This window comes from Dysgonomonas sp. 37-18, from assembly GCF_001899125.1.
Lineage (GTDB): Bacteria > Bacteroidota > Bacteroidia > Bacteroidales > Dysgonomonadaceae > Dysgonomonas.
Window position 1 is genome coordinate 20,791 of record NZ_MKVC01000024.1, and the last position, 23,105, is coordinate 43,895.

The 23,105-nt window shown below is 38.0% G+C and carries 19 protein-coding genes; 3 read left to right on the top strand and 16 right to left on the bottom strand.

The window, feature by feature from the left end; genetic code table 11:
* Positions 1–85: 85 nt before the first annotated feature.
* From BGO84_RS09430 to BGO84_RS09490, 13 genes are all read right to left on the bottom strand, one after another.
* Complete coding sequence (locus tag BGO84_RS09430) at positions 86–1,207, bottom strand: universal stress protein (protein ID WP_006844563.1); 1,122 nt, start codon at positions 1,205–1,207, stop codon at positions 86–88.
* A gap of 145 nt (positions 1,208–1,352) precedes the next feature.
* On the bottom strand, positions 1,353–1,607 hold the full coding sequence (locus BGO84_RS09435) for a DNA-binding protein (protein WP_135103488.1): 255 nt from the start codon (positions 1,605–1,607) through the stop codon (positions 1,353–1,355).
* A 78-nt stretch (positions 1,608–1,685) separates the two neighbouring features.
* Positions 1,686–2,381: a phosphatase PAP2 family protein gene (locus tag BGO84_RS09440; RefSeq protein WP_291028926.1), complete on the bottom strand. Its 696-nt coding sequence runs from the start codon at positions 2,379–2,381 to the stop codon at positions 1,686–1,688.
* A gap of 44 nt (positions 2,382–2,425) precedes the next feature.
* The gene (locus BGO84_RS09445) at positions 2,426–3,268 is read right to left on the bottom strand and encodes a tetratricopeptide repeat protein (RefSeq protein WP_291028927.1); all 843 of its coding nucleotides are present in this window, start codon (positions 3,266–3,268) and stop codon (positions 2,426–2,428) included.
* Between the two features lie 11 nt (positions 3,269–3,279).
* Entirely contained in the window at positions 3,280–5,061 is a 1,782-nt protein-coding gene (locus BGO84_RS09450; protein WP_291028928.1) for a BatD family protein, read from the bottom strand.
* A gap of 106 nt (positions 5,062–5,167) precedes the next feature.
* Positions 5,168–6,022, bottom strand: coding sequence for a BatD family protein (locus BGO84_RS09455; protein WP_291028929.1), 855 nt, complete (start codon positions 6,020–6,022; stop codon positions 5,168–5,170).
* 2 nt (positions 6,023–6,024) lie between these two features.
* Complete coding sequence (locus BGO84_RS09460) at positions 6,025–6,822, bottom strand: tetratricopeptide repeat protein (protein ID WP_291028930.1); 798 nt, start codon at positions 6,820–6,822, stop codon at positions 6,025–6,027.
* Positions 6,823–6,932: 110 nt separating this feature from the next.
* Positions 6,933–7,961 (bottom strand): VWA domain-containing protein, encoded by a 1,029-nt coding sequence (locus BGO84_RS09465; RefSeq protein WP_291028931.1) that lies wholly within the window; start codon positions 7,959–7,961, stop codon positions 6,933–6,935.
* Between the two features lie 24 nt (positions 7,962–7,985).
* Complete coding sequence (locus tag BGO84_RS09470) at positions 7,986–8,969, bottom strand: VWA domain-containing protein (RefSeq protein ID WP_135103478.1); 984 nt, start codon at positions 8,967–8,969, stop codon at positions 7,986–7,988.
* An 11-nt stretch (positions 8,970–8,980) separates the two neighbouring features.
* Positions 8,981–10,042 carry a hypothetical protein gene (locus BGO84_RS09475; protein WP_291028932.1) on the bottom strand — a complete coding sequence of 354 codons (1,062 nt, stop codon included), beginning with the start codon at positions 10,040–10,042 and terminating at the stop codon, positions 8,981–8,983.
* A gap of 23 nt (positions 10,043–10,065) precedes the next feature.
* Positions 10,066–10,935, bottom strand: coding sequence for a DUF58 domain-containing protein (locus tag BGO84_RS09480; protein ID WP_283686894.1), 870 nt, complete (start codon positions 10,933–10,935; stop codon positions 10,066–10,068).
* Positions 10,936–10,975: 40 nt separating this feature from the next.
* On the bottom strand, positions 10,976–11,332 hold the full coding sequence (locus tag BGO84_RS09485; RefSeq protein WP_291028933.1) for a four helix bundle protein: 357 nt from the start codon (positions 11,330–11,332) through the stop codon (positions 10,976–10,978).
* A 52-nt stretch (positions 11,333–11,384) separates the two neighbouring features.
* Entirely contained in the window at positions 11,385–12,377 is a 993-nt protein-coding gene (locus BGO84_RS09490; RefSeq protein ID WP_135103472.1) for an AAA family ATPase, read from the bottom strand.
* Positions 12,378–12,935: 558 nt separating this feature from the next.
* On the opposite strand from BGO84_RS09490, the gene BGO84_RS09495 reads away from it, so the two are divergent.
* Positions 12,936–14,198 (top strand): phosphoglycerate kinase, encoded by a 1,263-nt coding sequence (locus BGO84_RS09495; protein WP_135103471.1) that lies wholly within the window; start codon positions 12,936–12,938, stop codon positions 14,196–14,198.
* A gap of 91 nt (positions 14,199–14,289) precedes the next feature.
* On the top strand, positions 14,290–14,619 hold the full coding sequence (locus BGO84_RS09500) for a hypothetical protein (RefSeq protein WP_291028934.1): 330 nt from the start codon (positions 14,290–14,292) through the stop codon (positions 14,617–14,619).
* Positions 14,620–14,691: 72 nt separating this feature from the next.
* Here the strand turns inward: BGO84_RS09500 and bglX are convergent, their stop codons facing one another.
* The 3 genes from bglX to BGO84_RS09515 all read right to left on the bottom strand — a co-directional run bounded on the left by bglX (position 14,692) and on the right by BGO84_RS09515 (position 20,299).
* A complete protein-coding gene (bglX, locus tag BGO84_RS09505; RefSeq protein WP_291028935.1) occupies positions 14,692–16,965 on the bottom strand; it encodes a beta-glucosidase BglX in 2,274 nt (757 codons plus the stop codon).
* A gap of 25 nt (positions 16,966–16,990) precedes the next feature.
* Complete coding sequence (locus BGO84_RS09510; RefSeq protein ID WP_291028936.1) at positions 16,991–19,339, bottom strand: hypothetical protein; 2,349 nt, start codon at positions 19,337–19,339, stop codon at positions 16,991–16,993.
* Between the two features lie 213 nt (positions 19,340–19,552).
* Positions 19,553–20,299: an NUDIX domain-containing protein gene (locus tag BGO84_RS09515; RefSeq protein WP_283686898.1), complete on the bottom strand. Its 747-nt coding sequence runs from the start codon at positions 20,297–20,299 to the stop codon at positions 19,553–19,555.
* Positions 20,300–20,480: 181 nt separating this feature from the next.
* Here BGO84_RS09515 and BGO84_RS09520 point away from each other — a divergent pair, with 181 nt between their 5' ends.
* Positions 20,481–22,907 carry a glycoside hydrolase family 3 C-terminal domain-containing protein gene (locus BGO84_RS09520; protein ID WP_291028937.1) on the top strand — a complete coding sequence of 809 codons (2,427 nt, stop codon included), beginning with the start codon at positions 20,481–20,483 and terminating at the stop codon, positions 22,905–22,907.
* Positions 22,908–23,105: the final 198 nt, after the last annotated feature.

Below are 23,105 nucleotides of genomic sequence, written 5' to 3' on the forward strand. Positions count from 1 at the left end.
AGCTCTATTAAAAAAAAGCTATCCGTATCTTGTCTGAGATACGGATATATATATAAAGTACAACTATATGTCTTATCAAGCCGCTCTACCCTCTCAATACAAATAACGGAGTATCTGAGTGGAACAACATTTTGCGGGAGATACTAGGGCTAAACATCCGGGCAAATATATTGCGTTTGCTAGTTGTTAGTGCCAATACCTGTATTCCATCATCTTTTATATATTCGTCGAGGCTTTTCAGCATATCGGAAGTATCGATGAGTTTATAATCGAGATTCAGATTTGGATACTGCTTCGAGAAGTACGTTTTAATACCTTGAAGCTTAATTTCGTCCCACTGATCCGATTTTTTCACAGCAATATGAGTCAAAGAGATACGGATATCCTGATAAGGTTGTAATAATTTAGCTAACAAGTCGAACGAAATAAGGTCTCTTTGGCTAAAGTTTGTAAGAAACGCAATGTGCTTCACATCCTTGAAATCCTTAAACGGAGTATTTTCGGGAATGGCTATCAGCGGCACATGTGTCATTTCTATCACTTCGGCTGTTACGCTACCTATCAGGTCGGCATCCTTCTGGTCTTTCCCTCTAGTGCCCATTACGATGATTGATGGCTTATATTCCTTTGTAAATGTCACAATTTCTTCTTCAGGCAAACCTTCTCTAAGCACATAAGAGTAGTTCACTGACGGAAATTCGCCTTCAGAGACTTTCTTATCGATGGTATTGCAGAGACGTTGAATATTTTCTTTTACTTTCTCTATTATGTTTTGAAATTCCTTTTCCTCTTTCCCTTGATAGGCAAAAGCCTCTGCCATAGGAAGGGCAGTAGGATAATAAGGATTGAAATACACATGGAGTATTTTGACCTTTGCACCCAGCTCACGAGCCAGATTGAAAGCGATACGACAAGCCTTAAGAGAGTAATCGGAGAAGTCCACAGGGATTAAAATCCTTTGGCGTCCATCATCGGTACGATATGTTTCTTCTTCATCGTAACTAAACAAATGGCGACTTTCCACAACACTCAACGCCTTAGGAAGATCAGATTCTTTTATTCGGATACGAACTCCGGCCGATACTCCGGGATTATCAAGATCTACATCATTGATATGTACTTCAATGTTCTCACCTTCCAATACATGTTTTAATATTTGGGCTTTTTCATTTGTATGAATAGCTAGTGTTACTAATTTATCTTCCATAATCGGCATATTTATATAATTTCTTGTACAAATTTTGTAATCGTTTTTTCTCAGTATTGCAAATTATCATGTTTGCAGCTAAAAACGTTCGGATATATTTGAAAAGAGATGAACACTTTCTGGCGTATTCATCTCTCTTATTCTCTTAGGCCTCCCTTGATTCCATCATTTCTAAAGCCATATCCAAAATAGTGGTATCATCAATAGAGACATATCCTCCATCCGGCCCCGGTTCTATATGAATTCCGCAGCTTTGACCTTTTTCGTAACTATATCCGCCAAAGTAGTTCCATACAGTTTCCACCGGGAGTTCTAACTTTTCTGCTATTTGGTGTATACTTCCATCCGGTAAGGTGTCCTTAATCCTTCTTAGCTCTGCAAATCTGATAACTCTAGTCATACTCTCTAAGTTTTAAATGGTAAATGATTAGGAATATGTTCTAAAGTTATAAAATTCTTTTTTGAAAAACAATGGATTTTATGTGGGAATATTAAATACTGCGCTATAAATGGCGATCGAAATCACCAGAACCCAAATCGTGCACATTAGTATCTGAGCCCTAACTTTTGTGTAGACAGGAATTTTGAATTCTTCTTTAGGAACTTTTAAGATATACCTGCGTGAGGTTAAATAAACATAATACATAGAAATACCGACCAATGCACCCCATATTGCACCTCCAACAACGTCGGATACAAAATGCACACCAAGGTATATTCGGGAGTACCCTGTTATGCATGCCCATAAAAGAACGGTGATTGTATAATATTTATATCTGAAAAGTAGAGATGTAAAAGCGACAATACCAAAACCATTAGCGGCATGATTGGATATAAACCCATACTTTCCTCCCCGGTAATTACGAACAGTGTCTACATAGTTCTGAAAGTCGGGATGATGGGTAGGTCTGAGACGTTCAAAAAAGGGCTTTATTAGAGAAGAAGAGACATAGTCACAAAGCACGCCAACCAAAACGGCACAGAGTAATAATAGAAGTGCCTCTTTCCATTTTATTTTGTAGACAAAAACACCTATTGCAACGATTGCGAGTGGAAGCCATACAAGCTTGCCGCTATATATCCACATAAAAACATCCCAATAAGAGGTATGCTGATCATTAAGCCACAAAAAGAGATTCCTCTCATAGGGTAAAATTCGTTCTACTAAACTCATTAAAATAATATTCTCATGTAAATATATAAATGGAAGAAAAGGAATCAGATTATTTCCAGTTTATCGCGCTGTATCCAGCCCACTGTACCATTATCGACTTCTACTTCAAGCCAGTTACGATCTTCTTTTGTTATCGACACTTTCGTTCCTGCGTGCAATACGGTAAGCTCTTTGCTATTTATATCGGGAGAGCTAACCATAGGAGCCGAAGCAGCCATTACTACCGCTGTGTCCCGGTATTCCAAGCGGCTCTTTTGCCTAAACGAAAACACATTGGCAAATATAACGACTATAATGAATACTATGCCGGTATAAAAAGCTATTTTTTTAATCGTAATCAGTTTCGTGAAGAAGAATAACACTAAACAGCCGATCAATAGGAGAAATGAAACAACACCGATATTCGCCCAGCTATTTGAGCTAAACAGATTTTGTACCCCATTGAACCAGATGCTAAGAAAGAACGTATCAGCAACAGGAATCTTATCTTCAATCTTAGTCATAATATAATCTATATTATGCTTCGTATCCCTGTCTCCCGGATCGAGCAAATGTGCTCTTTCGTAATATAGACGGGCTTTTGCAATTTCATTAACCCGATAATATGAGTTACCAAGGTTATAATATAATTCCGCAGACTCTAATCCCTGTTTCTTTTGTTCATTCTTTTCATTTTCGAGCAAATCTATTGCTTTGCGGAAGTCTCCGCTATTGTATAACTCGTTCGCTTTATCAAATACAGTATTATCACCGCCCTTATTGTCTGCAATCGTAGCAGAAGGCTTCACTGTTGCACTATCTACTTTTACATTGGTTGTATCTTGTGCATATGAAGATATAGCGAATACAAAAAGGAAGAATATGTATGATAATATGACTCGTTTCATCTCACGCATCATTATTTTATTTTTTTGATTGTATTTTCCATTTTACCGATAGCATCTACCGTGTCGTTATAGAGCTTATCCATCGCATCGTCCGATTCTGACGGAGCATAACGTGCAAACTCTCCGGTATCGAGTATATTTATAAACGTTCCTATAATATCGTCTCCAACTCCGTATTTTCGAAGCTCTGTTTCAATATTCTCTCTATTGAGATCAGCTACCGGAATAGTCAGTTTATCGCTCAGATATCCCCACACAGCACGAAGTATCTCTTCGTAGAAATTATCTTTTTTATGCGTAAGCAAATATTGTTTAGCAAGTTTCAGGCGTTTAGTCGCAACTTTATTAGCCTTCTTGGTACGCATCAGGGCTATATCTGCATTTGCCTGTATTTGCTTCCTATATATAATCAAGAAGATAATAAACAATGCAAGCGGGATGAGATAGCAAAGAACATAGGAAAGAGAGCCTACAAAGAAGTCGTTCGGATTCTTAAATGAGTAGCTGCCTGTTTTTATATAACGTATATCCTGATTTATCTCCAGTTCTTTCTGATTAGAATAGCTTGTTGATACATTCTTCCCTGCATTCGGATCTTTATCTACATCCAATTCGTAAGATGGAGAAGATACTGTTTTGTAAGTATTGGTACGTGTATCGAAATATGAAAATTCGATAGGAGGAATAGTAAACTTACCCGGATAGCGAGGGATAAACATATATTCTATCGTCTTTGTACCCGACAAACCGTTCTCAGTCAACTTATAATCGTTTTTCACCTGAGGATCGTAAGTCTCTATATCCTTAGGGAATTTTATTTCCGGATTCTTTATAAGCTTCAGGTTACCTGTACCCGAAATATTTAGCTTGATGGTTACAGCATCGTTCGCTTTCACTTTCTGTGAAGAAATAGTAGGCGTAAACGTAAATGCACCCACTGCTCCCGAAAAGTTAGCAGGTTTATCTTGTAACGGAAGAGCCGAAATATCGACAGTAACAGGTGTTGTTTTCAATATCTTCTTAGCTTCTGTCATCACATCCTGAGGACCGAAGAAGGTCTGTACTTTACGTCCTGAAGAAACCTCAAAAACAATCTCCATCGTTCCCGAAGGAATGGTTATCTTGCCCGAGCGTTGAGGGAACAACAAGGTCTTCTTTACATCTATTGCCATGTAGTTTCGACCTTTATAATGCTCAGCTGTCATTTGTCGGTTTGTGGCCATATCAAAATCCTCTGTCATGAAGCCTTCAAATTCAGGGAATTGTATTTTACCAACATCTCTGATATTAAGTACGGTATAGAATCGGAATGTTACTACAACAGCTTCCTGTTCTTTTACTTTAGTTTTAGAGAATATGGCTCTTACAAAGGCATCATCAGGACTCACATTTCCTTCTTTTGATGTCTGCGTAATAACTTGAGGATTACGTCCCGGCTGTTGAGGCTGTGCGTTCTTATCGGGTGGCAATACTTTTATTTGAGCCGTTCCCGACCTATAATTCTTACCATTAGCCTTAATTGACGCAGCAGGTAGTGTAAATGTCCCTTCAGCATTAGCCATCAGTACATAGGTGAAAGTTGTATTGCTCTCCGAGCTAACTTTCCCATTGATATTAGAAGAGCTATAAACCTGAGATACAGAAGGTCCGAAAAGAATATCAAATCCTCTTATCTCATCAGGAATCTGGATATTGTTTCCACTCCCTCCTTTCAATATATATTGCAGTTGTATCTGAGCTCCTTTTACCGTAGATGCAGGAGCATTGATGACAAACGAGATGTCATCGGCCAATATTTTTGAAACACTTATGAGTAATAATATCAATAAAAACGAACACCTCTTCATTACTCTCTCAATTTATTTTTCTAAAGATTATCACAAAAGTAATATTTTTACTTTATATAGCTTTCAAGTCTTGAACACGTATAACTACCGAATCTATTTTCAGCACCTTGTCGTTAGTCACCGACTCGTCGTATACATCTCCCCAAATATCTCTTACTTTCCGTCCGGTAGGAGTCGAATACTGAACAGTCACTGAACCCTCGGGCAATACCATTTCTCCTATTTTGCGAGGTTGCAAGAGTAGTTTTCGCATTTCCACTACTTTGTATGTTTTCCCGTTTATCACTTCTTCAGAAAACGACTGCCTCAAGCGGGTTATATCACTTGAATAGAAATCATTCAGATACGGAAAGTCTGCATCCACGATCTTATATATATCCTTCGTTGTATACAGACGATAAGAGAGGGTTAACGTATCGGAGAGGTTAACACTGGTTTTGGAGGCTACCACTTTTAGAAAAGCATCTACATCCTTCACCTTAGCTATATTCTCTTCCAGAGAGCGTACTTCTATCTTAAAACTTTCCGATTTATACTTCTTACCATCGATATTCACTTCTGCCTGTGGCAAAGAAAACTTACCTTTTTCGGGTGCACGAAGTATATAGGTTGATGTAGCCAAAAAAGACTGTACCCTCTTCCCTTTTTTGAACACGGTAGAACTTGATGCGGACAAAGAAGGCCCGTAAAGAATTTCAAACCCATTCATATTTTTGATGATTACAGGTTCTTTCACTTCCTTATCACTTTCCACAATATAAGAGACTGTAAACTGCTCTCCAACAGTTACCGTTTCAGGTGCTTTTATCCTCACTTTGTTCTCCTGTCCTGCTAAAGAGATATAAAAAGATAAGGCGAAGAACAAAACTAAAAGCCGATGAAATGAGAGAATATTACTTCTTTTCATTATTACCAGTCTTTATTCTGCTTTCTGTTATTTTCATTCTTTTGCTTGCGTTCCTGAGCCTTCGCTTGGTTTACGCGTTCTTGAGTATTTTTTTCGTCTTGCTCTATAGCTTGCAACATCTGTTGCATATTGTCTTGCGACATTTGATTTTGATCCTTCTGATCTTTTTGGTCTTGTTTCTGATCCTTGTTCTGATTCTGGTCTTGGTTTTGATCCTTATTTTGGTCTTGTTTTTGATCTTTGTTCTGATCTTTATTTTGATCCTTATTCTGATCTTCGTTTTGTCGGTCTTGTATCATTTTCTGTACAACAGCCAGATTATAACGTGTATTGTCATCTTTCGGATTCAAACGCAATGCGTTCTTATACGCTTCCATCGACATTTTCAGGTTATCCCCCTGTTGTTGTTGGGGTTGTTGGGGCTGCTGCCCCTGAGGTACGGGAGCTTGTTGACCTTGTCCTTTTTCATTTGCTTTCTTTTTCAAGAAAGTGTTTCCCATATTACTCCAAGCAGCACTCATCTTGATGGGATTCTGATTCTCCAATGTGAGATAATGTTGATACTCTTTCAAAGCATCGTCCCACTTTTGTTGTTTATAATATGCGTTTGCAAGATTGAATGAAGCTTCTTTCGATGCGGCATCATCTTTCAGCGCTTTGTGATATTCGGCTTCGGCAGCACCGTATCGTTGGTCTTTATATGCCTTATTACCTGAGCGAACGGCCTTGCGTGCTTCTTTCTGAGCCGATAAACTAACTGCGATCAGGGTAAAAAGTGTTATAAATATAATTTTTTTCATTTCGTCGATATTCAATTATGATGTCATTTCAAAACAAAGTAATAAATCTTATATCTCTCCGACTAAGCTCTTCTTTACATTAGTATGACAAAAAACGTGCATTACTTATCTTACTTAAACAACCTTATATTTCTGAATATTCTATTCTTCTTTTCGAAGATACAAATCTCTACAAAGAGTAAAACCAATAGAGCCCATGCAAAAATCTGATATTTTTCGTCATATTCAGAATATGCAATACCATCTATTTCTTTCTTCTGTAGTTTATCCAGCTCTGCCTGTAAGCTTTTCAGCGCACTGTTAGAATTATCAGCATGCGCATACAATCCTTCTCCGGCTTTTGCTATCTGACGACACATTTCTTCATTAAGCTTGGTAACTACGGGTTGCCCTTGCGTGTCTCTTTTTATATCTCGTGAATTTTCAGCTTCGGGAATCATTGCACCCTCTGCCGTTCCTATTCCTACTACATTCACATGCACACCTTTACCGGCAGCACGGGCAGCAGCCTCTTCTGCATTACCCTCATGCCCCTCTCCGTCTGTGATAAGCACAATAGCTTTATCTATATCCGCATCATTAGAGAAGCAACTCATGCTCATATCTATAGCACTACCAATGGCAGTACCCTGTACAGGCACAAGACTCGGATTGATCGTTTCGAGGAATAACTTCGCCGATTGGTTGTCAGGTGTCAGAGGTAACTGTATAAATGCCTCTCCCGCAAAAACAACAATGGCTACTTTATCATTCTTACGTTCATCGATGATACGAGTCAGTATTTGCTTTGCCTTTACCAATCGGCTCGGGCTGATATCTTCCGCCATCATCGAATTAGAAACGTCTATAGCAATAACCAACTCTATTCCTTTTTTATCCACTTTCTCAACCTTTGTCCCAAATTGTGGACGAGCCAAAACGATAATACCAAATCCTATTGCAACCATCGTTATCCAAAATTTAAGATAAGAACGTTTTAACGATAGTTCCGGCATCATTTTCTTTACCAATGACAATGCCCCCAGCTTTTCCACACTTTTACGTTTAGCTATATTCAATAAGATAAAGCCAATAACAAATAAAGGTATGGCAAGGAACAAATATAGGAATTCGGGATTTGCAAACTTAAATACACTCATAATTAATGCTTACACTTGTTTTATTTATGGAATATTTCTCAACCATGTACGTCGCAGAATAAGTTCGCCTCCGATCAGCACTAAAGCCATAATTGCAAAAGGCAAATAAAGCTCTTTACGCTTTGTCACAGTATTTACACTTATATGAGACTTTTCCATTTGATCTATTTCGTCATATATGCCACTCAAACTGGTATTGTCCGTAGCACGGAAGTACGAACCTCCCGTTTTAGAGGCTATCTCGGTCAATGTGCGTTCGTCAAAGTCACCCGACACATTCATCGATTGCATTCCGTACGGAGTCATGACACGTGCCACTGACGTTCCTCTAGAACCTATACCAATCGTATACACACGTATTCCGTATGATGCAGCCAGTTCGGCAGCGGTCAACGGAGCAATCTGTCCGGCGTTGTTAGATCCGTCTGTCAGAAGGATAACAACACGAGATTTCGACTGACTGTCTTTCAACCTGTTTACGGAATTGGCTAGTCCCAATCCTATGGCTGTACCATCTTCTATCATTCCGAATTTAACTTCGCTCAATAAGTTGAGAAGTACCCGGTGGTCTGTAGTCAACGGACATTGAGTAAAACTCTCGCCCGCAAAAATGACCAAACCGATACGGTCGCTTTGCCTGTCGTTGATAAATTCGGATGCAACTTTTTTTGCCGCCTCCAAACGAGTTGGAGAGAAGTCATTTGCCATCATGGTTCCTGATATATCCAGCGCCATAATAATGTCTATCCCTTCCGACTTGGATATATCTGAAGAATTGACACTCTGAGGTCTTGCCAAGACTATTATAACAAGGGCAATAGCAATTACCCTCAACAAAAAGGGAAAATGACGCATATATACCCTCAGTGTCGACGGTGCTTTTTCGAATGCATAGCCAGAAGACAACTTGAATGTAGCCTGCATTTTCCTTAGCTTAAAGATATACCACCCAATAAGAGGTATAAGCAATAAGAGTAAGTATAAATATTTCGGATTGGCATATTCCATTTCTGTATCTTTTAGCTTTGTTTATTATTCATATGTTGATTTCCTGTTGCACTTGTTTCTCCCTGCGCTTCTTTTCCTTCCTTCTGTTCTTCCAATGTAGGCCTTTCTTCTATCTTGGTCTGATTTACAAACAAGAATGCATTAACCAAACTAAGGTCGTTTTCATCGGCAAAAGGTGTATATTTTGCAAACTTCACAAGATCGGACAGTTTCAGGATTTGAGCAAGTCCGTCTGTCGCAGATTTTGTATCCGTAACCAGATGAACAGCTGCAATAATATCGTCCGATATCATTTCGGGAGCAGCAATATCAAAACGACGACCAATATACTTACGAAGGATATCCGTCAATTCGGTATAATATTCTTTCTCCATACCTCGCTGCCACATTTTTGAATCCTTGAGTTTATCAAGACCCTGCAATGCTTCGACGTGAGGAGGCAATACTATTTTAGGAGTAAAATAATATCCTTTTTTCTTTTTCCTGTAATAGAGATAAACTAAGGCGGCAATCAATAATATAATAAGAGATGCCAGGAAAAGTATATACAAGTATTCCAAATAGTCGAGCCATACAAATGGAGGAGATTGGACATCCTTGATATCGTTTATCTGAAGCTTAGCAAAATCGATAGAGTCAGTCTCATGATTTTTCAATCGTTCGAGATAAGCCAACGTAGAGTCGGATAGTTGCGGAGCAGACACTTTGAGCCCAAAATCATTTGTCTTCAGGGTATCTGTGCCATCTATCACCATCATATAAGGTACATGATACAGCGTAGAGTCGAATGAGGTAACAATGTATTTCTGATTGATAGTCATCACCTCAGTCATTGTTGTATCCGGCTTCAACATCGCGAGAACTTCTACCCCCCTGATTAGTGTGTCCTTGTAGGCAGGGAAAATAATATTCTTCCCTTTGGGGGCAATAACTTCTACATTTATAACTGCCTGCTCACCAATCAAGATATCCGACGGCTGTATAGTAGCCCTTACGGTCGACTTTTGTGCATGAAGCACAAAACTCAAACAGAAGAATAAGCTAAGCAATATTATATTTTTCAATTTCAACATATATCAATGTATCGATTTTATTTTCAACTTCTCTTTTTAAATAAAGCCAACAATGCTTTCACATAATCTTCATCGGTACGCACCGATACACTGTCCACCTTGCTGCGATTGAATGAGGTCTGCATACTATCCTGTTGTTTCTGCCACCAATCTTTATACGTCTGCCTTACCTTACGAGACGATGTATCGATCCAATGTTCGCTTCCGGTCTCTGCATCCAGTATCTTCATAAGACCAATGCTAGGCAACTGAGTTTCGAGAGAATCATATACCTGCAACGCAACAATATCGTGTTTACGATTTGCTATCGTGAGCGCATTGTAGTAATCTTTGACATCAATAAAGTCGGATATCATAAAGGTTGTACATCTCTTTTTTATAGCATTCGTCAAAAATTTCAGAGCCATTCCCATATCAGTTTTGGGACTTTCTGCCTGAAAGTTGATCAATTCGCGGATAATGTACAGGATATGTTTCTTCCCTTTCTTTGGAGGGATGAATTTTTCGATCTTATCAGAAAAGAAGATTACTCCGATCTTATCGTTATTTTGTATAGCAGAAAAGGCCAGAGTAGCAGCAATTTCGGTTACGACATCTCTCTTTACAGAAAGGTGTGTACCAAAATCCTGACTGGCAGAAACATCGACAAGCAACATAACGGTAAGCTCCCGTTCTTCTTCGAAAACCTTTACATAAGGCTTGTTGTATCGTGCTGTTACATTCCAGTCTATATCGCGGATATCGTCTCCATACTGATATTCTCGCACTTCTGAAAAAGCCATACCACGCCCCTTAAAAGCAGAGTGATACTGACCGGCAAAAATATTGCGGGATAATCCACGGGTTTTAATCTCTATCTGACGTACTTTCTTTAATAATTCGCTTGTTTCCATCTTGTTCAGTTAACAGTTATCAGTTAACAGTCAACAATTATTAAATTTTATTTATTCGAGTTATCTTTAATATAGAGTATAACATTTTAGCTATTTCATCAGCATCTTCATGCATGTCATTAAAAGTATCAGGAGAAATATATCCGGTATCTTTAAGTAAAGAAAGCCAATATTTAGTCTCCAATATTTCCTTATATGCTATACTGATTTTAGCTGAAAAATCCGAATCCGAAATAGCGCCGTTGGCTTCTGCTATATTAGCTCCGACAGAAGTACCTGCTCTCAACAGTTGTTTTGATAGAACAAACTCTTGTTTATCTTTCAAGAACTTATAAGCATTTACAGTTCTTATTGCAAAAGAATAAGCTTTTTCATATACAAGACTGTTTGTTATCATTTCAGTTTATTACATTGCTAACTGCTCTCTGTTAACTGTTGACTGTGATCAATTACGGAACTTCAATCTTATTTAAGATTTCACTTATTATTTCATCAGATGTAGTATTATTTGCCTCAGCTTCGTATGTCAAACCGATACGGTGACGCAATACATCATGACATACTGCACGTATATCTTCCGGTATCACATATCCTCTGCGTTTGATAAAAGCATAAGCTCTTGACGCAAGGGCAAGGCTGATAGATGCACGTGGAGAAGCTCCGAACCCGATCATACCTTTCAAAGACGCCAGCCCGTTATCTTCAGGGAAACGAGTAGCAAATACTATATCTACAATATATTTTTCAATTTTTTCGTCCAAATAAACATCACGAACCACTTCACGGGCACTTATGATTTCTTCGGCTTTCATTACCGGCTGAAGGCTACCATAATCTCCGGCGAGGTTATTTCTGAGGATCAATTTTTCTTCTTCTTTCTTCGGATAGTTAATCACCACCTTCAGCATGAAACGGTCAACCTGAGCTTCAGGAAGCGGATAAGTACCTTCCTGCTCAATAGGGTTTTGTGTAGCCATCACAAGGAAAGGAGACGGCAACTTGTAGGTTTTCTCTCCGATAGTAACCTGACGCTCTTGCATAGCCTCAAGCAAAGCACTTTGTACCTTGGCTGGAGCACGGTTAATTTCATCGGCTAATACAAAGTTAGAGAACACTGGCCCATGTTTCACTAAGAATTCTTCAGTTTTCTGGCTATAAATCATTGTTCCCACCACATCGGCCGGAAGCAAATCGGGAGTAAACTGAATACGACTATATTTAGCATCGATAAGTGACGCCAAAGACTTTATTGCCAACGTTTTTGCGAGACCGGGAACACCTTCCAGCAATATATGTCCATCAGCGAGCAGACCGATAAGCAACGACTCTACCAGATGCTTTTGGCCCACAATAACCCGATCCATTCCCATTGTGAGTGATTCGACGAATGAACTTTTGCTTTGAATTCTTTCGGTAAGCTCCCGAATATCAACATGTGCCATATTTTTCTTCTATTTTGAGTTTATATTGATCTTCATTTTTAGTAAGCACGACAAAAATAGAAATGTTAAATCTTAAAAGCGATAATTCGGAGTTAAAAAAAATTAAGCAGAATGAAGTATTTAAAGGCCTAGAAATAAATATCAAAAAGCAGATATAACATAAATCAGCTTTTTATATTTCCATTCCTTAATTATAGTCTAACAATCATAACACTATGAAAAGATTATCTTCGTATACGCATTGTACAAAAAGAACTATAGCCAAGCGAAAGATTTACCCTTTGATCTCAAAAATATAATAAAGAAAATAGAGAAGTGCATTCTCATTTTAATCACCTATAAAATGAGTGCACTAAAGTTTTATCTTTTTTTTGCAAACTCGGATTAACAAATCTTCGGGTTAAATTAATATTCTGTCAAATTTTACTATAATTTCATTTTTTCATAAAATATCTCTCACAGAATTTAGTATATTTGTATCACTTTTTAAAATGGGCAGCAGCCCCTAACAAAGCATTGATAATCAATAATATTATTTATATTTAACTAAAACAAATCATGATTACAATTGACAAATTCAACTTTGCAGGCAAAAAAGTCTTTGTACGAGTTGATTTCAATGTGCCTCTAGATGCACAATTCAACATCACAGATGACACTCGTATTCGTGCGGCTATGCCTACCCTAAAAAAGATCGTAGCTGATGGTGGTAGCCCGATTATAGCATCTCACCTTGGTCGTCCAAAAGGAGTAGAAGAAAAATATTCATTGAAACATATCCTTGCTCACGTATCTAAACTTCTTGGTGTAGATGTACAGTTTGCAAACGATTGTGTAGGCGAAGATGCAGGAGTAAAAGCTGCTGCCCTTCAACCGGGAGAAGCATTATTACTTGAAAATCTTCGTTTCTATGCCGAAGAAGAAGGCAAGCCTCGTGGTTTGGCAGAAGATGCAAGCGATGAAGAAAAAGCTGCTGCAAAAAAGGCTATAAAAGAAAGCCAAAAAGAGTTCACTAAAACACTTGCTTCTTATGCAGATGTTTATGTAAACGATGCTTTTGGTACAGCTCACCGTGCACATGCTTCGACCGCTCTTATTGCAGATTACTTCGATGCTGAACACAAAATGTTCGGTTACCTGATGCAGAAAGAAATTGACGCTGTAGAAAAAGTATTGAAAGATACAGCACGTCCGTTTACTGCTATCATTGGTGGTGCTAAGGTTTCTTCAAAAATCGACATCATTGAAAACCTATTGGATAAAGTAAACAATCTTGTTATTGGTGGTGGTATGGCATTTACTTTCATCAAAGCAGCAGGTGGTAAGATCGGAAATTCTCTTGTAGAAAATGACAAGCTAGACCTTGCTAACGAAATTGTAGCCAAAGCTAAAGCGAATGGCGTACAATTAGTAATAGCAAGCGATGCTAAAATAGCAGATGCTTTCAGCAACGACGCTAATACTGAAATATCAGAAGCTAACGCTATCCCTGACGGATGGATGGGATTAGATATAGGTCCTAAAGGCGAAAAAGAAATTGCAGATGTACTTATGGCTTCAAAAACTATTCTTTGGAATGGTCCTGTAGGTGTATTCGAGTTCGACAACTTCGCACAAGGAACAAAAGTAACTGCTGAAGCTGTTGCTACTGCGACCAAAGCCGGAGCTTTCTCTCTTGTAGGTGGTGGTGACTCTGTTGCTGCTGTAAATAAGTTTAACCTTGCAGATGAGGTATCTTATGTTTCTACAGGTGGTGGTGCTTTACTTGAATTCATCGAAGGTAAAGTTCTTCCGGGAATCAAAGCTATCAGAGGATACTAAGATTTTAATTAATCAAATAAAATATGTAAAGTCCGTTTAATATTATACGGACTTTTTTTATCTTTATTCTAAAATAATCAAAACAAATGCTATGGCTAAAAAACTATTACTTTTAATTACTTTCAGCATGCTCCTGTTTTCATGTAGCACATACAATAGCATGAAAAATGCAGACAAAAACATCAGGAATATTAGCATAGGAATGTCTCAACAACAGATTGTCTCTATTATGGGAGATCAATATGAAGTAGTGGAAGCTAAGGACAATGTCATAGTCTGGGGCTATAAAGCGTTTGATGAGGGAATATATAAACTCAGGTTTGTGGACGGCAAACTGTTGGGGTGGAATAAAGTATGGTTAAACAAATATGAATTTGAGAACAGACCATCTCCATCCTCGTCCTCTGAAACCTCAAAATAATAATAAAACACCTTCGGACTATTCATCCGAAGGTGTTTTTCTGTTATAATTATAATATTTAAAAAGAATCGATTATTTCACCAACTCGAATTTACTTGATTTTACATCTTGGCTATTCTTTCCAATCATGACTTCAAACATACCCGGCTCACAAACATAATCTATATTATTATTGTAGAATTTCAACTGATCGGCAGTTATTGTAAACTTAACTGTTTTTGTTTCACCTGCTTTCAGGAATATCTTCTCAAAACCTTTCAGTTCTTTCACCGGTCTTGAAATACTGGCAGCCTCATCTCTGATATATAGCTGTACGATTTCATTTCCATCTTTATTTCCTGTATTCGATACAGTTATACTAGCTTCTACACTTCCGTTCTCATTCATCTTATTTGAGTTGAGCTTAACATCACCATACTCGAAAGTAGTATAGCTAAGACCATATCCGAATGGATAAAGCGGCTCATTAACCTCGTCAATATAATTTGCTTTAAACTTATGAGGCCCGCCTTCTACATACGGTCTACCTGTATTCATGTGATTGTAATAGATAGGAATTTGCCCAACCGAACGCGGGAAAGTCATTGTTATCTTACCCGATGGATTGTAATCGCCAAATAAGATATCTGCCACAGCGTTACCTGCTTCACTACCGGGAGCCCAAGCCTCTACGATGGCAGCACAATTCTCATCTTCCCAGGTTAATGTAAGAGGACGTCCGTTGAATAACACCAATACTACAGGCTTACCTGTTTTCACAAGTTCTTTAAGTAATGTTTTTTGGTTTTCGAAAAGATCAATATTTGTTCTTGATGCCGATTCTCCACTTTGGCTATTTCCTTCACCTAAAGCAACAACTACAACGTCAGACTGTTTTGCAACTTCAATAGCTTCTTTTAGTAATTCTTCCGGAGATTTAGGATCTTTGGATACAAATGGGAAACCATAAAAATTTGACTTATCAAAGATAAACTCATCATCAACTATATTTGCTCCTTTTGCATATACTACAGTGGCATTATCACCTACTGCATTTTTAATCCCTTCTTTTAGTGTTATCGAATATTTCTTATCGGCAGTAAGTGCCCATGTACCCATCATATCATATTGGGAATCCATAAGAGGACCGACCAAAGCAATTTTTCCTTTTTTCTGTAAAGGCAAAGTTTGGTTTGCATTCTTCAGTAAAACAGTAGATTGTCTGGCAGCTTCACGAGCTAAAGCTCTCGATTCTGGTGTCACCAATGGCTCTCCTACACGTTTCAAATAGCGGAAAGGGTCTTCAAACAAACCAAGTTTATATTTAGCTTCAAGTACTCTTCTACAAGCCGCGTCTATATCTGCTTGTTTTACAACTCCTTTTTTTACTAATCCGGCTAACTTCGTTAAGAAAGCTTCTCCAGCCATATCCATATCTACTCCTGCATTTAGAGCTAAACCGGTTACTGTTTCCAGATCTCCCATACCATGGTCTATCATTTCGTTGAGAGATGTAAAGTCAGTAACAATAAAACCATCAAAGCCCCACTGTTTTCTCAACACATCTGTAAGCAACCATTTGTTTCCTGTAGCAGGAATTCCTTCTACCAAATTGAATGATGTCATCAAGCTTCCTGTTCCGGCTTCTACGGCTGCTTTATATGGCTCCATGTAGTAATTAAACATCTGAACCCGACTCATATCCACTGTGTTATAATCCTTACCTGCCTCCGATGCTCCATAAAGGGCAAAGTGCTTTACGCATGCCATAGCTGTATTATCAGCACTCAGATCGTCACCTTGAATACCTCTAATCATTGCTTTTGCAACAAGTCCGCCAAGATACGGATCTTCGCCTGCGCCTTCAGCCACACGTCCCCAACGCGGATCGCGAGAGATATCTACCATCGGTGAATATACCCAGTTTATACCTGTACTGGTAGCTTCTACAATAGCTCTGCGTGCTGTTTTCTCAATCAAAGCCGGATCCCATGTACATGCAAGAGCTAACGGAATAGGAAAAATAGTTTTGTAGCCATGAATAACATCCAATCCAAAAAGAAGCGGAATCTTCATGCGTGTTTGCGTAGTTACTATTTCCTGCGCCTTTTTCTGTTCTTCAGGGCTTATAACATTCAAGAAAGCTCCGAGTTGGCTTTTTGTAAGCTTTTCATTTATATTCTCAGTAAAAGTAGTCCCTGTCATCAGAGCAGGTGATGCTGCAAGATTTAACTGCCCCACTTTCTCTTCAAACGTCATTTGCTGCATCAGATTATCTATAAACTGATTCATCTTTGTATCGCCTTTGTTTTGACTATACACACATAAGGATAGTCCCCAAAGAGCTAATAATAAAACTTTTCTCATAATCTCTATTTATTAAAATATTATATTAAAATCTGTACTTAATACCAAATTCTGCTGTAAACGGACGAATATAGGTCGCACCCTGTATAGTTCCGGCAACTGCATTTGCCTGCTCTTGATTATATAGGTCTGTTCCTCCGATTGTACCGCCGATACCTTCTTGATTAAGCAGGTTTACAAAATTGGCATAAAAATCGAAGTGTCCTTTGTAGTTTATATTCAAACCTCCAAATGTTTCCCAGTGACCTTTATAATATAAGTTGTTTGGCAGGTTTGCATATTGCTTGCTATAATAACGACCACTTAGCCAAACTCTTGCGTTTGTATTTTTATCTATACCGAATGAATAGCTAGGATCTATCTCGAGTAAGAATTTAGAAACTACAAGAACATTTTTATCGTCAAACTTTACAGGCTCCGGAAGCATTGCTCCACTCGGGAACTTAGGATTGATCGAATAATTTTTGTAAACAGGATCTTGCAGTGTCACTAAAAAGTGAAGGTTAAAGTTTTTTAGAGAATTGTCGAAAAACTTAAACGGCGTAAACATAAAGTCCGTCGTCCAACCCAGTGTTTGAATGTCGTAGTAAATAACCGTGTTAGCACTTTCATTTCCTAACTTCAGGTCCATGCGTCCAACATAATTATTTTTACTGATAAAAGTACCTTTCGATACCAACTCTACCAGCGGGTGATTGAAGTATAAACCTAAGCCTCCACTTAATACCGTATTTTGTTTGGCATCTACTTCGTATTGACCTGCATAGCTTTCCAAGTGAGGTGATTGCCTGTTATATCCGGCATCAGCTAGTAAACCAAAGCTATTTGTCAGTTTATAAAGAGCATCAGCATTAAAAACAAGATTCAGATAATCATCATTTATTGCTTTATATTTAGATTTGTCTTTAGATAAAGTCCCATCGGCATTACGCGCTGTTACAGACAAAAGATCTCCATTCTTATTATATCTAGGGGCATAAGTTCCCTTAACTTTTTGCCATTCCACTCTCGCACCATATCCCATATTAAAATTTGGGCTGATATTCCATTTATCAGAGAAATATAAAGCCAGTTTTCTTTCATATCCGCTATCGTACTCTGTTCCGATATTGTACATTTCATTTCCTACTATACTTTTGATTTGACCGTATTGATCAAATTGGAATATCTGATTTGAGTTATCAACAACTTTAGAAGGGTTCTCTTTTACGTCTGTATAATATGTTGAGGTTTTTGTATAATATTCTCCCGGATTATACATAGCCCCCATTAAGCCTATATTAAAATCATGCGTATTGGTCTTTTTATTCAGATTCAAAACTCCTGATAGAGTTTTTATAGTCATTTCGGGATTAGAGAAGAGCCAATGCTGAATACCGGCATTACCTTTTACAGGCGTACCATCCATATAGCTATAACCTGTGATATCGTGTGCACCTAACAGCACCTGGATCAATTGAGAGCCTTTGGTTTGTGACAATTTAAATGTATAGTTTAAGTTCCAGTTATTATCAAATTTGTTTTCTCCGATAAGATATAATTCATGTGTTTTCCATTTATTTTGGTCAAACATATCTTCTTCAATCATATTCCCTGAATACACGTCTTTCATCCATACTTTTCCTGATTTTTCAAAGAATGAAGACCGTCCGATTTTTACGCCAGGAATTTCCTTTATACTACCATCCCCATTATAATAAAAGGGACTGAATCCTAAAGATATTCCACCTGTGTTCATATATTTATACATGACACTAATTTTATCCCTGCCTCCGTTATACTTCTGGGTCAATGCTCCTTTAAACATTTGAGTCTGGTCATTATAGTATTTTTTGAAAGGGACGTCTAATGTTCCGGGATCATAATTAAGATAAAACCCTGCTGCAAAAGAAAGTCCATTTTTATTGATCGGAGCACTTATAGCACCGGTAGCTTTCATCAAGCCGTAATGGTTTCCGGTAATGTCAAAATTACCAAATACCCTATCTGTCCCCAGATTATCATACGTAGCAATAGAAATGCCGACATCACCCGTACGCAATGCTGTCTGATTTAAGTTAAGAGTTTCGAAACCTATAGTTGAAGCATCCAATCGCCATGCTCTAGTAGGGAGAACCGGCCAGTAAAAGTAAGAGACAGGCAGTCCATTTTCCATCACCGATGTACCGCCAACGCCGGCAGGCAGTCCGATATTTACCGTACGAGGGCCCGTACTGCTGCTGGCATTCAGCATCATGTTTTTTTCATCCTTAGCATCGGCTGCAACCGTATCCTTTTTTAGCGCCTCAACCTTTTGCGCATATATAGTTGTACTACCCAATAAGGATAGTAAGATAGCGGTATATATTACTTTTTTGATATTTATATTTCTCATATTTATGTTAAAACATTAGGGATTAATTTTGTTAAGTTCAGTCTTTTACGTGTGGTGTATTTAATACGCGATACAAAAGTATAGCATTATTCATTAGCGTACAATATACGCCACAACAAAATAACATGTTTTAAAACATAAAACAAGAAAAAAAATATCCAAGCATGAATAAAACATACTTGGATACACATAAATAATAACAAAATGATTATATCATAAATCCAACAGCTCTTCTATTCTCTTCATATTGAAAGAGTACAAGTTTGGCTGAGGATAGGGATCGGATTCTCTTTTTTTATCGAGACTAACAATTAATTCAGAAGTTAACATTCGTTTTCTAAAATTACGCTTATCAAGTTCCTCTCCCAATATATCTTCATATATCTTTCGCAACTCTACTATCGTAAACTCCTCGGGAAGCAATTCATATCCGATAGGAATAACGTCTATAAGCAGTCGTATATGCTTTATTGCCCGATTTATGATTTCATTATGATCATGGCTGAGTTTAGGTATTTTATCTATATCAAACCACATACTCAAGTCTGTATCGTCTTCGCTCAACGATACCTGATCGTAACGCACGAAAGCAAAATAGCCCAACGTCGCATATCGGCTCATCAAATTGGGGATATCGTCAGGGCTAACACCGTAACTTTCCAGCAGATCTCTATTGTTATCTATATTACAACGATCTTTCTTTCCAAATAAATAGAATTGTCTCAATTTTATGTTAGTCAAACCGGTGCGCTGAAGTAAAACCCTTTGTACAGCTTCATCCACATCTTCTTCTTTATGGACTAAACCTCCCGGCAACATCCACAGTTTACTTAATTTATATTTATTGAGCAATATCTTCATTTTTTGCTCATGAAAAGATATAATAACACAGTCTACAGATAGTCCCGGGTGTATATTCTCTGTCTGTGCTTTAAAAGTCTCCAAGTACAATGATTCCATAAGTATCTCTTCTTTACATCATTAAACCAATATCTATTTTTCAGACGACATGATCCCTCATGCTGCATGTTATACAACATAAAAAATAAAAGCGTATTATGTACGTCATATGGGCATATGTATTAATTTTGCCTCTGGTGTGTAAAATACGTTATTATAAAATTGATAAAAAAATATTGATATGATAAAAAAATATATTTTAACAGGTTTTTGTTTAATTATCGCAACTTTTGAATTATTAGGCCAACCGCCTAAACAAATTGTTGTAGATGGAAAAACATTTCCAGACTTAAATAATGACGGAAAACTACAACCGTATGAAGATACTCGTTTGCCCAACAACAGACGAATTTCAGACTTAATGACTCGCCTGACACTAGACGATAAAATAAATCTAGTGTTGGGAACGGGCATGAAAGGCTTCGAGGGGTTGATAAAAGACATGGTAGTAGGAGGAACGGAATACCTAGTCCCGGGTGCTGCCGGCACAACTTATCCTCTTGACAAATATGGTATCCCCGCTATTGTGATGACAGACGGGCCGGCAGGTGTCCGCATCAGCCCAAACAGAAAAAACACAGATCAAACATTTTATGCAACCGGCTTCCCTGTGGGCACTCTATTAGCTTGCACTTGGGATACAAAGTTGATAGAACAAGTAGGGCGAGCAATAGGAAACGAAGTATTGGAATACGGATCTGACATACAACTTGCTCCGGCTATCAATATTATGCGGAACCCACTCTGTGGACGAAATTATGAATACTACTCGGAAGACCCTTTATTGACAGGAAAAATTGCGGCGGCAATGATAAACGGTATACAGGAGAACGGCTCGGGAACATCGGTAAAACACTTTGCAGCAAACAACAGTGAAAAAAACAGGATGAACTTGAATGTCAACGTATCCCAGAGGGCATTAAGAGAGATTTATTTAAGAGGTTTCGAAATCGCAGTTAAAGAATCAAACCCAGCAACCATAATGTCTTCTTATAATAAGATAAACGGAATATATACTTCTGCCGATTATGATTTGCTGACAACAATACTAAGAGACGAATGGGGATACAAAGGTGTAGTTATAACAGACTGGTTTGGTGGATATAGCAACGGACTAGAGGCACTGATGGGTAAAGGGAAAGAACACAACACATCGCTGCAACTAAAAGCGGGTAATGATTTATTAATGCCGGGCATCCCTTCGCAAAAAGAAGACATACTGAATGATTTAAAATCGGGAGCTCTTACCGAAGCGGATTTGGATATTTGTGTAAAGAGAATATTGGATATGATCTTGTCTTCAAACAAAATAAGAAACTATCAATTTTCAAACAAACCCGACTTGAAGAAACATGCAGAACTCACACGTCAGGCAGCAACCGAAGGCATGGTCTTATTAGAAAATAAAGAGAATGCTCTCCCTCTTGCTCCAAGCACAAAGAATCTGGCTGTTTTCGGAAGCTTATCTTACAATCTCATTGCCGGAGGAACAGGTAGTGGAGATGTAAACAAGGCATATATTGTATCACTAAAAGAGGGACTAAAGAATGCAGGCTATCCGACAGATCAAAAACTAGATCAATTTTATACTCCATTTGTAAATGCTGAGGTAGCCAAAGTAAAAGAAGCGTTGAAAACTAACCCATTAATGCTGGTTCCGCTGATGCCTCAACCAAAACTTAAGGAGTCGATGATAAAAGAAAGTGCCTCAAAAAATGATGTTGCAATAATTACTATAGGAAGAAGTTCAGGAGAATTGGACGATAGAAAGATTGAAGCTGATTTTAAACTGACACAAGAAGAACTGAACCTAATAGATAATGTATCATCTATATTTCACGCTCAAGGGAAAAAAGTGATAGTGGTTCTCAATAATGGAGGAGCAATAGAAGTTACAAGCTGGAAAGACAAAGTGGACGCAATCTTAATGGCTTGGCTTCCGGGGCAAGAAGCAGGAAACTCTGTAGCAGACATTTTATCAGGGAAAGAAAATCCATCAGGAAAATTATCAATGACATTCCCTATAAAATATGAGGATGTTTCTTCTGCCGAGAATTTCCAAGGACTTCCTGCCGACAAACCGACCGAAGTGATGTATAAAGAAGGAGTATATGTAGGATACCGATATTTCAACACCTTCAATGTAAAACCTGCATACGAGTTTGGATATGGTTTGTCTTATACAACATTTGAGTATTCTGATATGAGAATAAGCGACAAGGTGTTTGACAACGAACTGTATGTAAGCGTTAATGTGAAGAACACAGGAAAAGTGGCAGGAAAAGAGATTGTTCAATTATATTTATCCTCGCCAACGAACGTTATAGATAAACCCGCAAAAGAACTTAAGGCTTTTGCCAAGACCCGGTTGCTAAAACCGGGAGAAGAACAAACAATAACTTTACGTTTAACTCTTCGCGAGCTAGCTTCTTTTAATCAAGGAAAGAGCGCATGGGTAGCTGACAAAGGTTCTTATCAGATTGAAGTGGCAGCATCTGCTCTAGACACAAAGCTGAAAGAATCATTTATGTTGCCGGAAACAAAAATTGTAGAAAAAGTAAATAATGTACTGAATAACAAGGCTTCTTTTGTCGACTTAAAACCTTAATTAACTGATATAAATATTCAAAGAGGTTGTCCTGAAAATTGATTCAGGACAACCTCTTTAATTTAAAGATGAGTGATAGAGTAAGATAAGTATAAACAGTCGGTTATCCTTATCTTCATTCTATACGTGCCGCATTAAATGATAGATAGTAAGTTGAAAACATACTTCTCATAATCATAATAATTATCTTTCTCTAAT

Bases quoted from the DNA above. Each gene is read 5' to 3' on its own strand.
- BGO84_RS09430 (WP_006844563.1), bottom strand. From the start codon at position 1,207: ATGGAAGATAAATTAGTAACACTAGCTATTCATACAAATGAAAAAGCC.
- BGO84_RS09435 (WP_135103488.1), bottom strand. From the start codon at position 1,607: ATGACTAGAGTTATCAGATTTGCAGAGCTAAGAAGGATTAAGGACACC.
- BGO84_RS09440 (WP_291028926.1), bottom strand. From the start codon at position 2,381: ATGAGTTTAGTAGAACGAATTTTACCCTATGAGAGGAATCTCTTTTTG.
- BGO84_RS09445 (WP_291028927.1), bottom strand. From the start codon at position 3,268: ATGAAACGAGTCATATTATCATACATATTCTTCCTTTTTGTATTCGCT.
- BGO84_RS09455 (WP_291028929.1), bottom strand. From the start codon at position 6,022: ATGAAAAGAAGTAATATTCTCTCATTTCATCGGCTTTTAGTTTTGTTC.
- BGO84_RS09460 (WP_291028930.1), bottom strand. From the start codon at position 6,822: ATGAAAAAAATTATATTTATAACACTTTTTACCCTGATCGCAGTTAGT.
- BGO84_RS09465 (WP_291028931.1), bottom strand. From the start codon at position 7,961: ATGAGTGTATTTAAGTTTGCAAATCCCGAATTCCTATATTTGTTCCTT.
- BGO84_RS09470 (WP_135103478.1), bottom strand. From the start codon at position 8,969: ATGGAATATGCCAATCCGAAATATTTATACTTACTCTTATTGCTTATA.
- BGO84_RS09475 (WP_291028932.1), bottom strand. From the start codon at position 10,042: ATGTTGAAATTGAAAAATATAATATTGCTTAGCTTATTCTTCTGTTTG.
- BGO84_RS09480 (WP_283686894.1), bottom strand. From the start codon at position 10,935: ATGGAAACAAGCGAATTATTAAAGAAAGTACGTCAGATAGAGATTAAA.
- BGO84_RS09485 (WP_291028933.1), bottom strand. From the start codon at position 11,332: ATGATAACAAACAGTCTTGTATATGAAAAAGCTTATTCTTTTGCAATA.
- BGO84_RS09490 (WP_135103472.1), bottom strand. From the start codon at position 12,377: ATGGCACATGTTGATATTCGGGAGCTTACCGAAAGAATTCAAAGCAAA.
- BGO84_RS09495 (WP_135103471.1), top strand. From the start codon at position 12,936: ATGATTACAATTGACAAATTCAACTTTGCAGGCAAAAAAGTCTTTGTA.
- BGO84_RS09500 (WP_291028934.1), top strand. From the start codon at position 14,290: ATGGCTAAAAAACTATTACTTTTAATTACTTTCAGCATGCTCCTGTTT.
- bglX (WP_291028935.1), bottom strand. From the start codon at position 16,965: ATGAGAAAAGTTTTATTATTAGCTCTTTGGGGACTATCCTTATGTGTG.
- BGO84_RS09510 (WP_291028936.1), bottom strand. From the start codon at position 19,339: ATGAGAAATATAAATATCAAAAAAGTAATATATACCGCTATCTTACTA.
- BGO84_RS09515 (WP_283686898.1), bottom strand. From the start codon at position 20,299: ATGGAATCATTGTACTTGGAGACTTTTAAAGCACAGACAGAGAATATA.
- BGO84_RS09520 (WP_291028937.1), top strand. From the start codon at position 20,481: ATGATAAAAAAATATATTTTAACAGGTTTTTGTTTAATTATCGCAACT.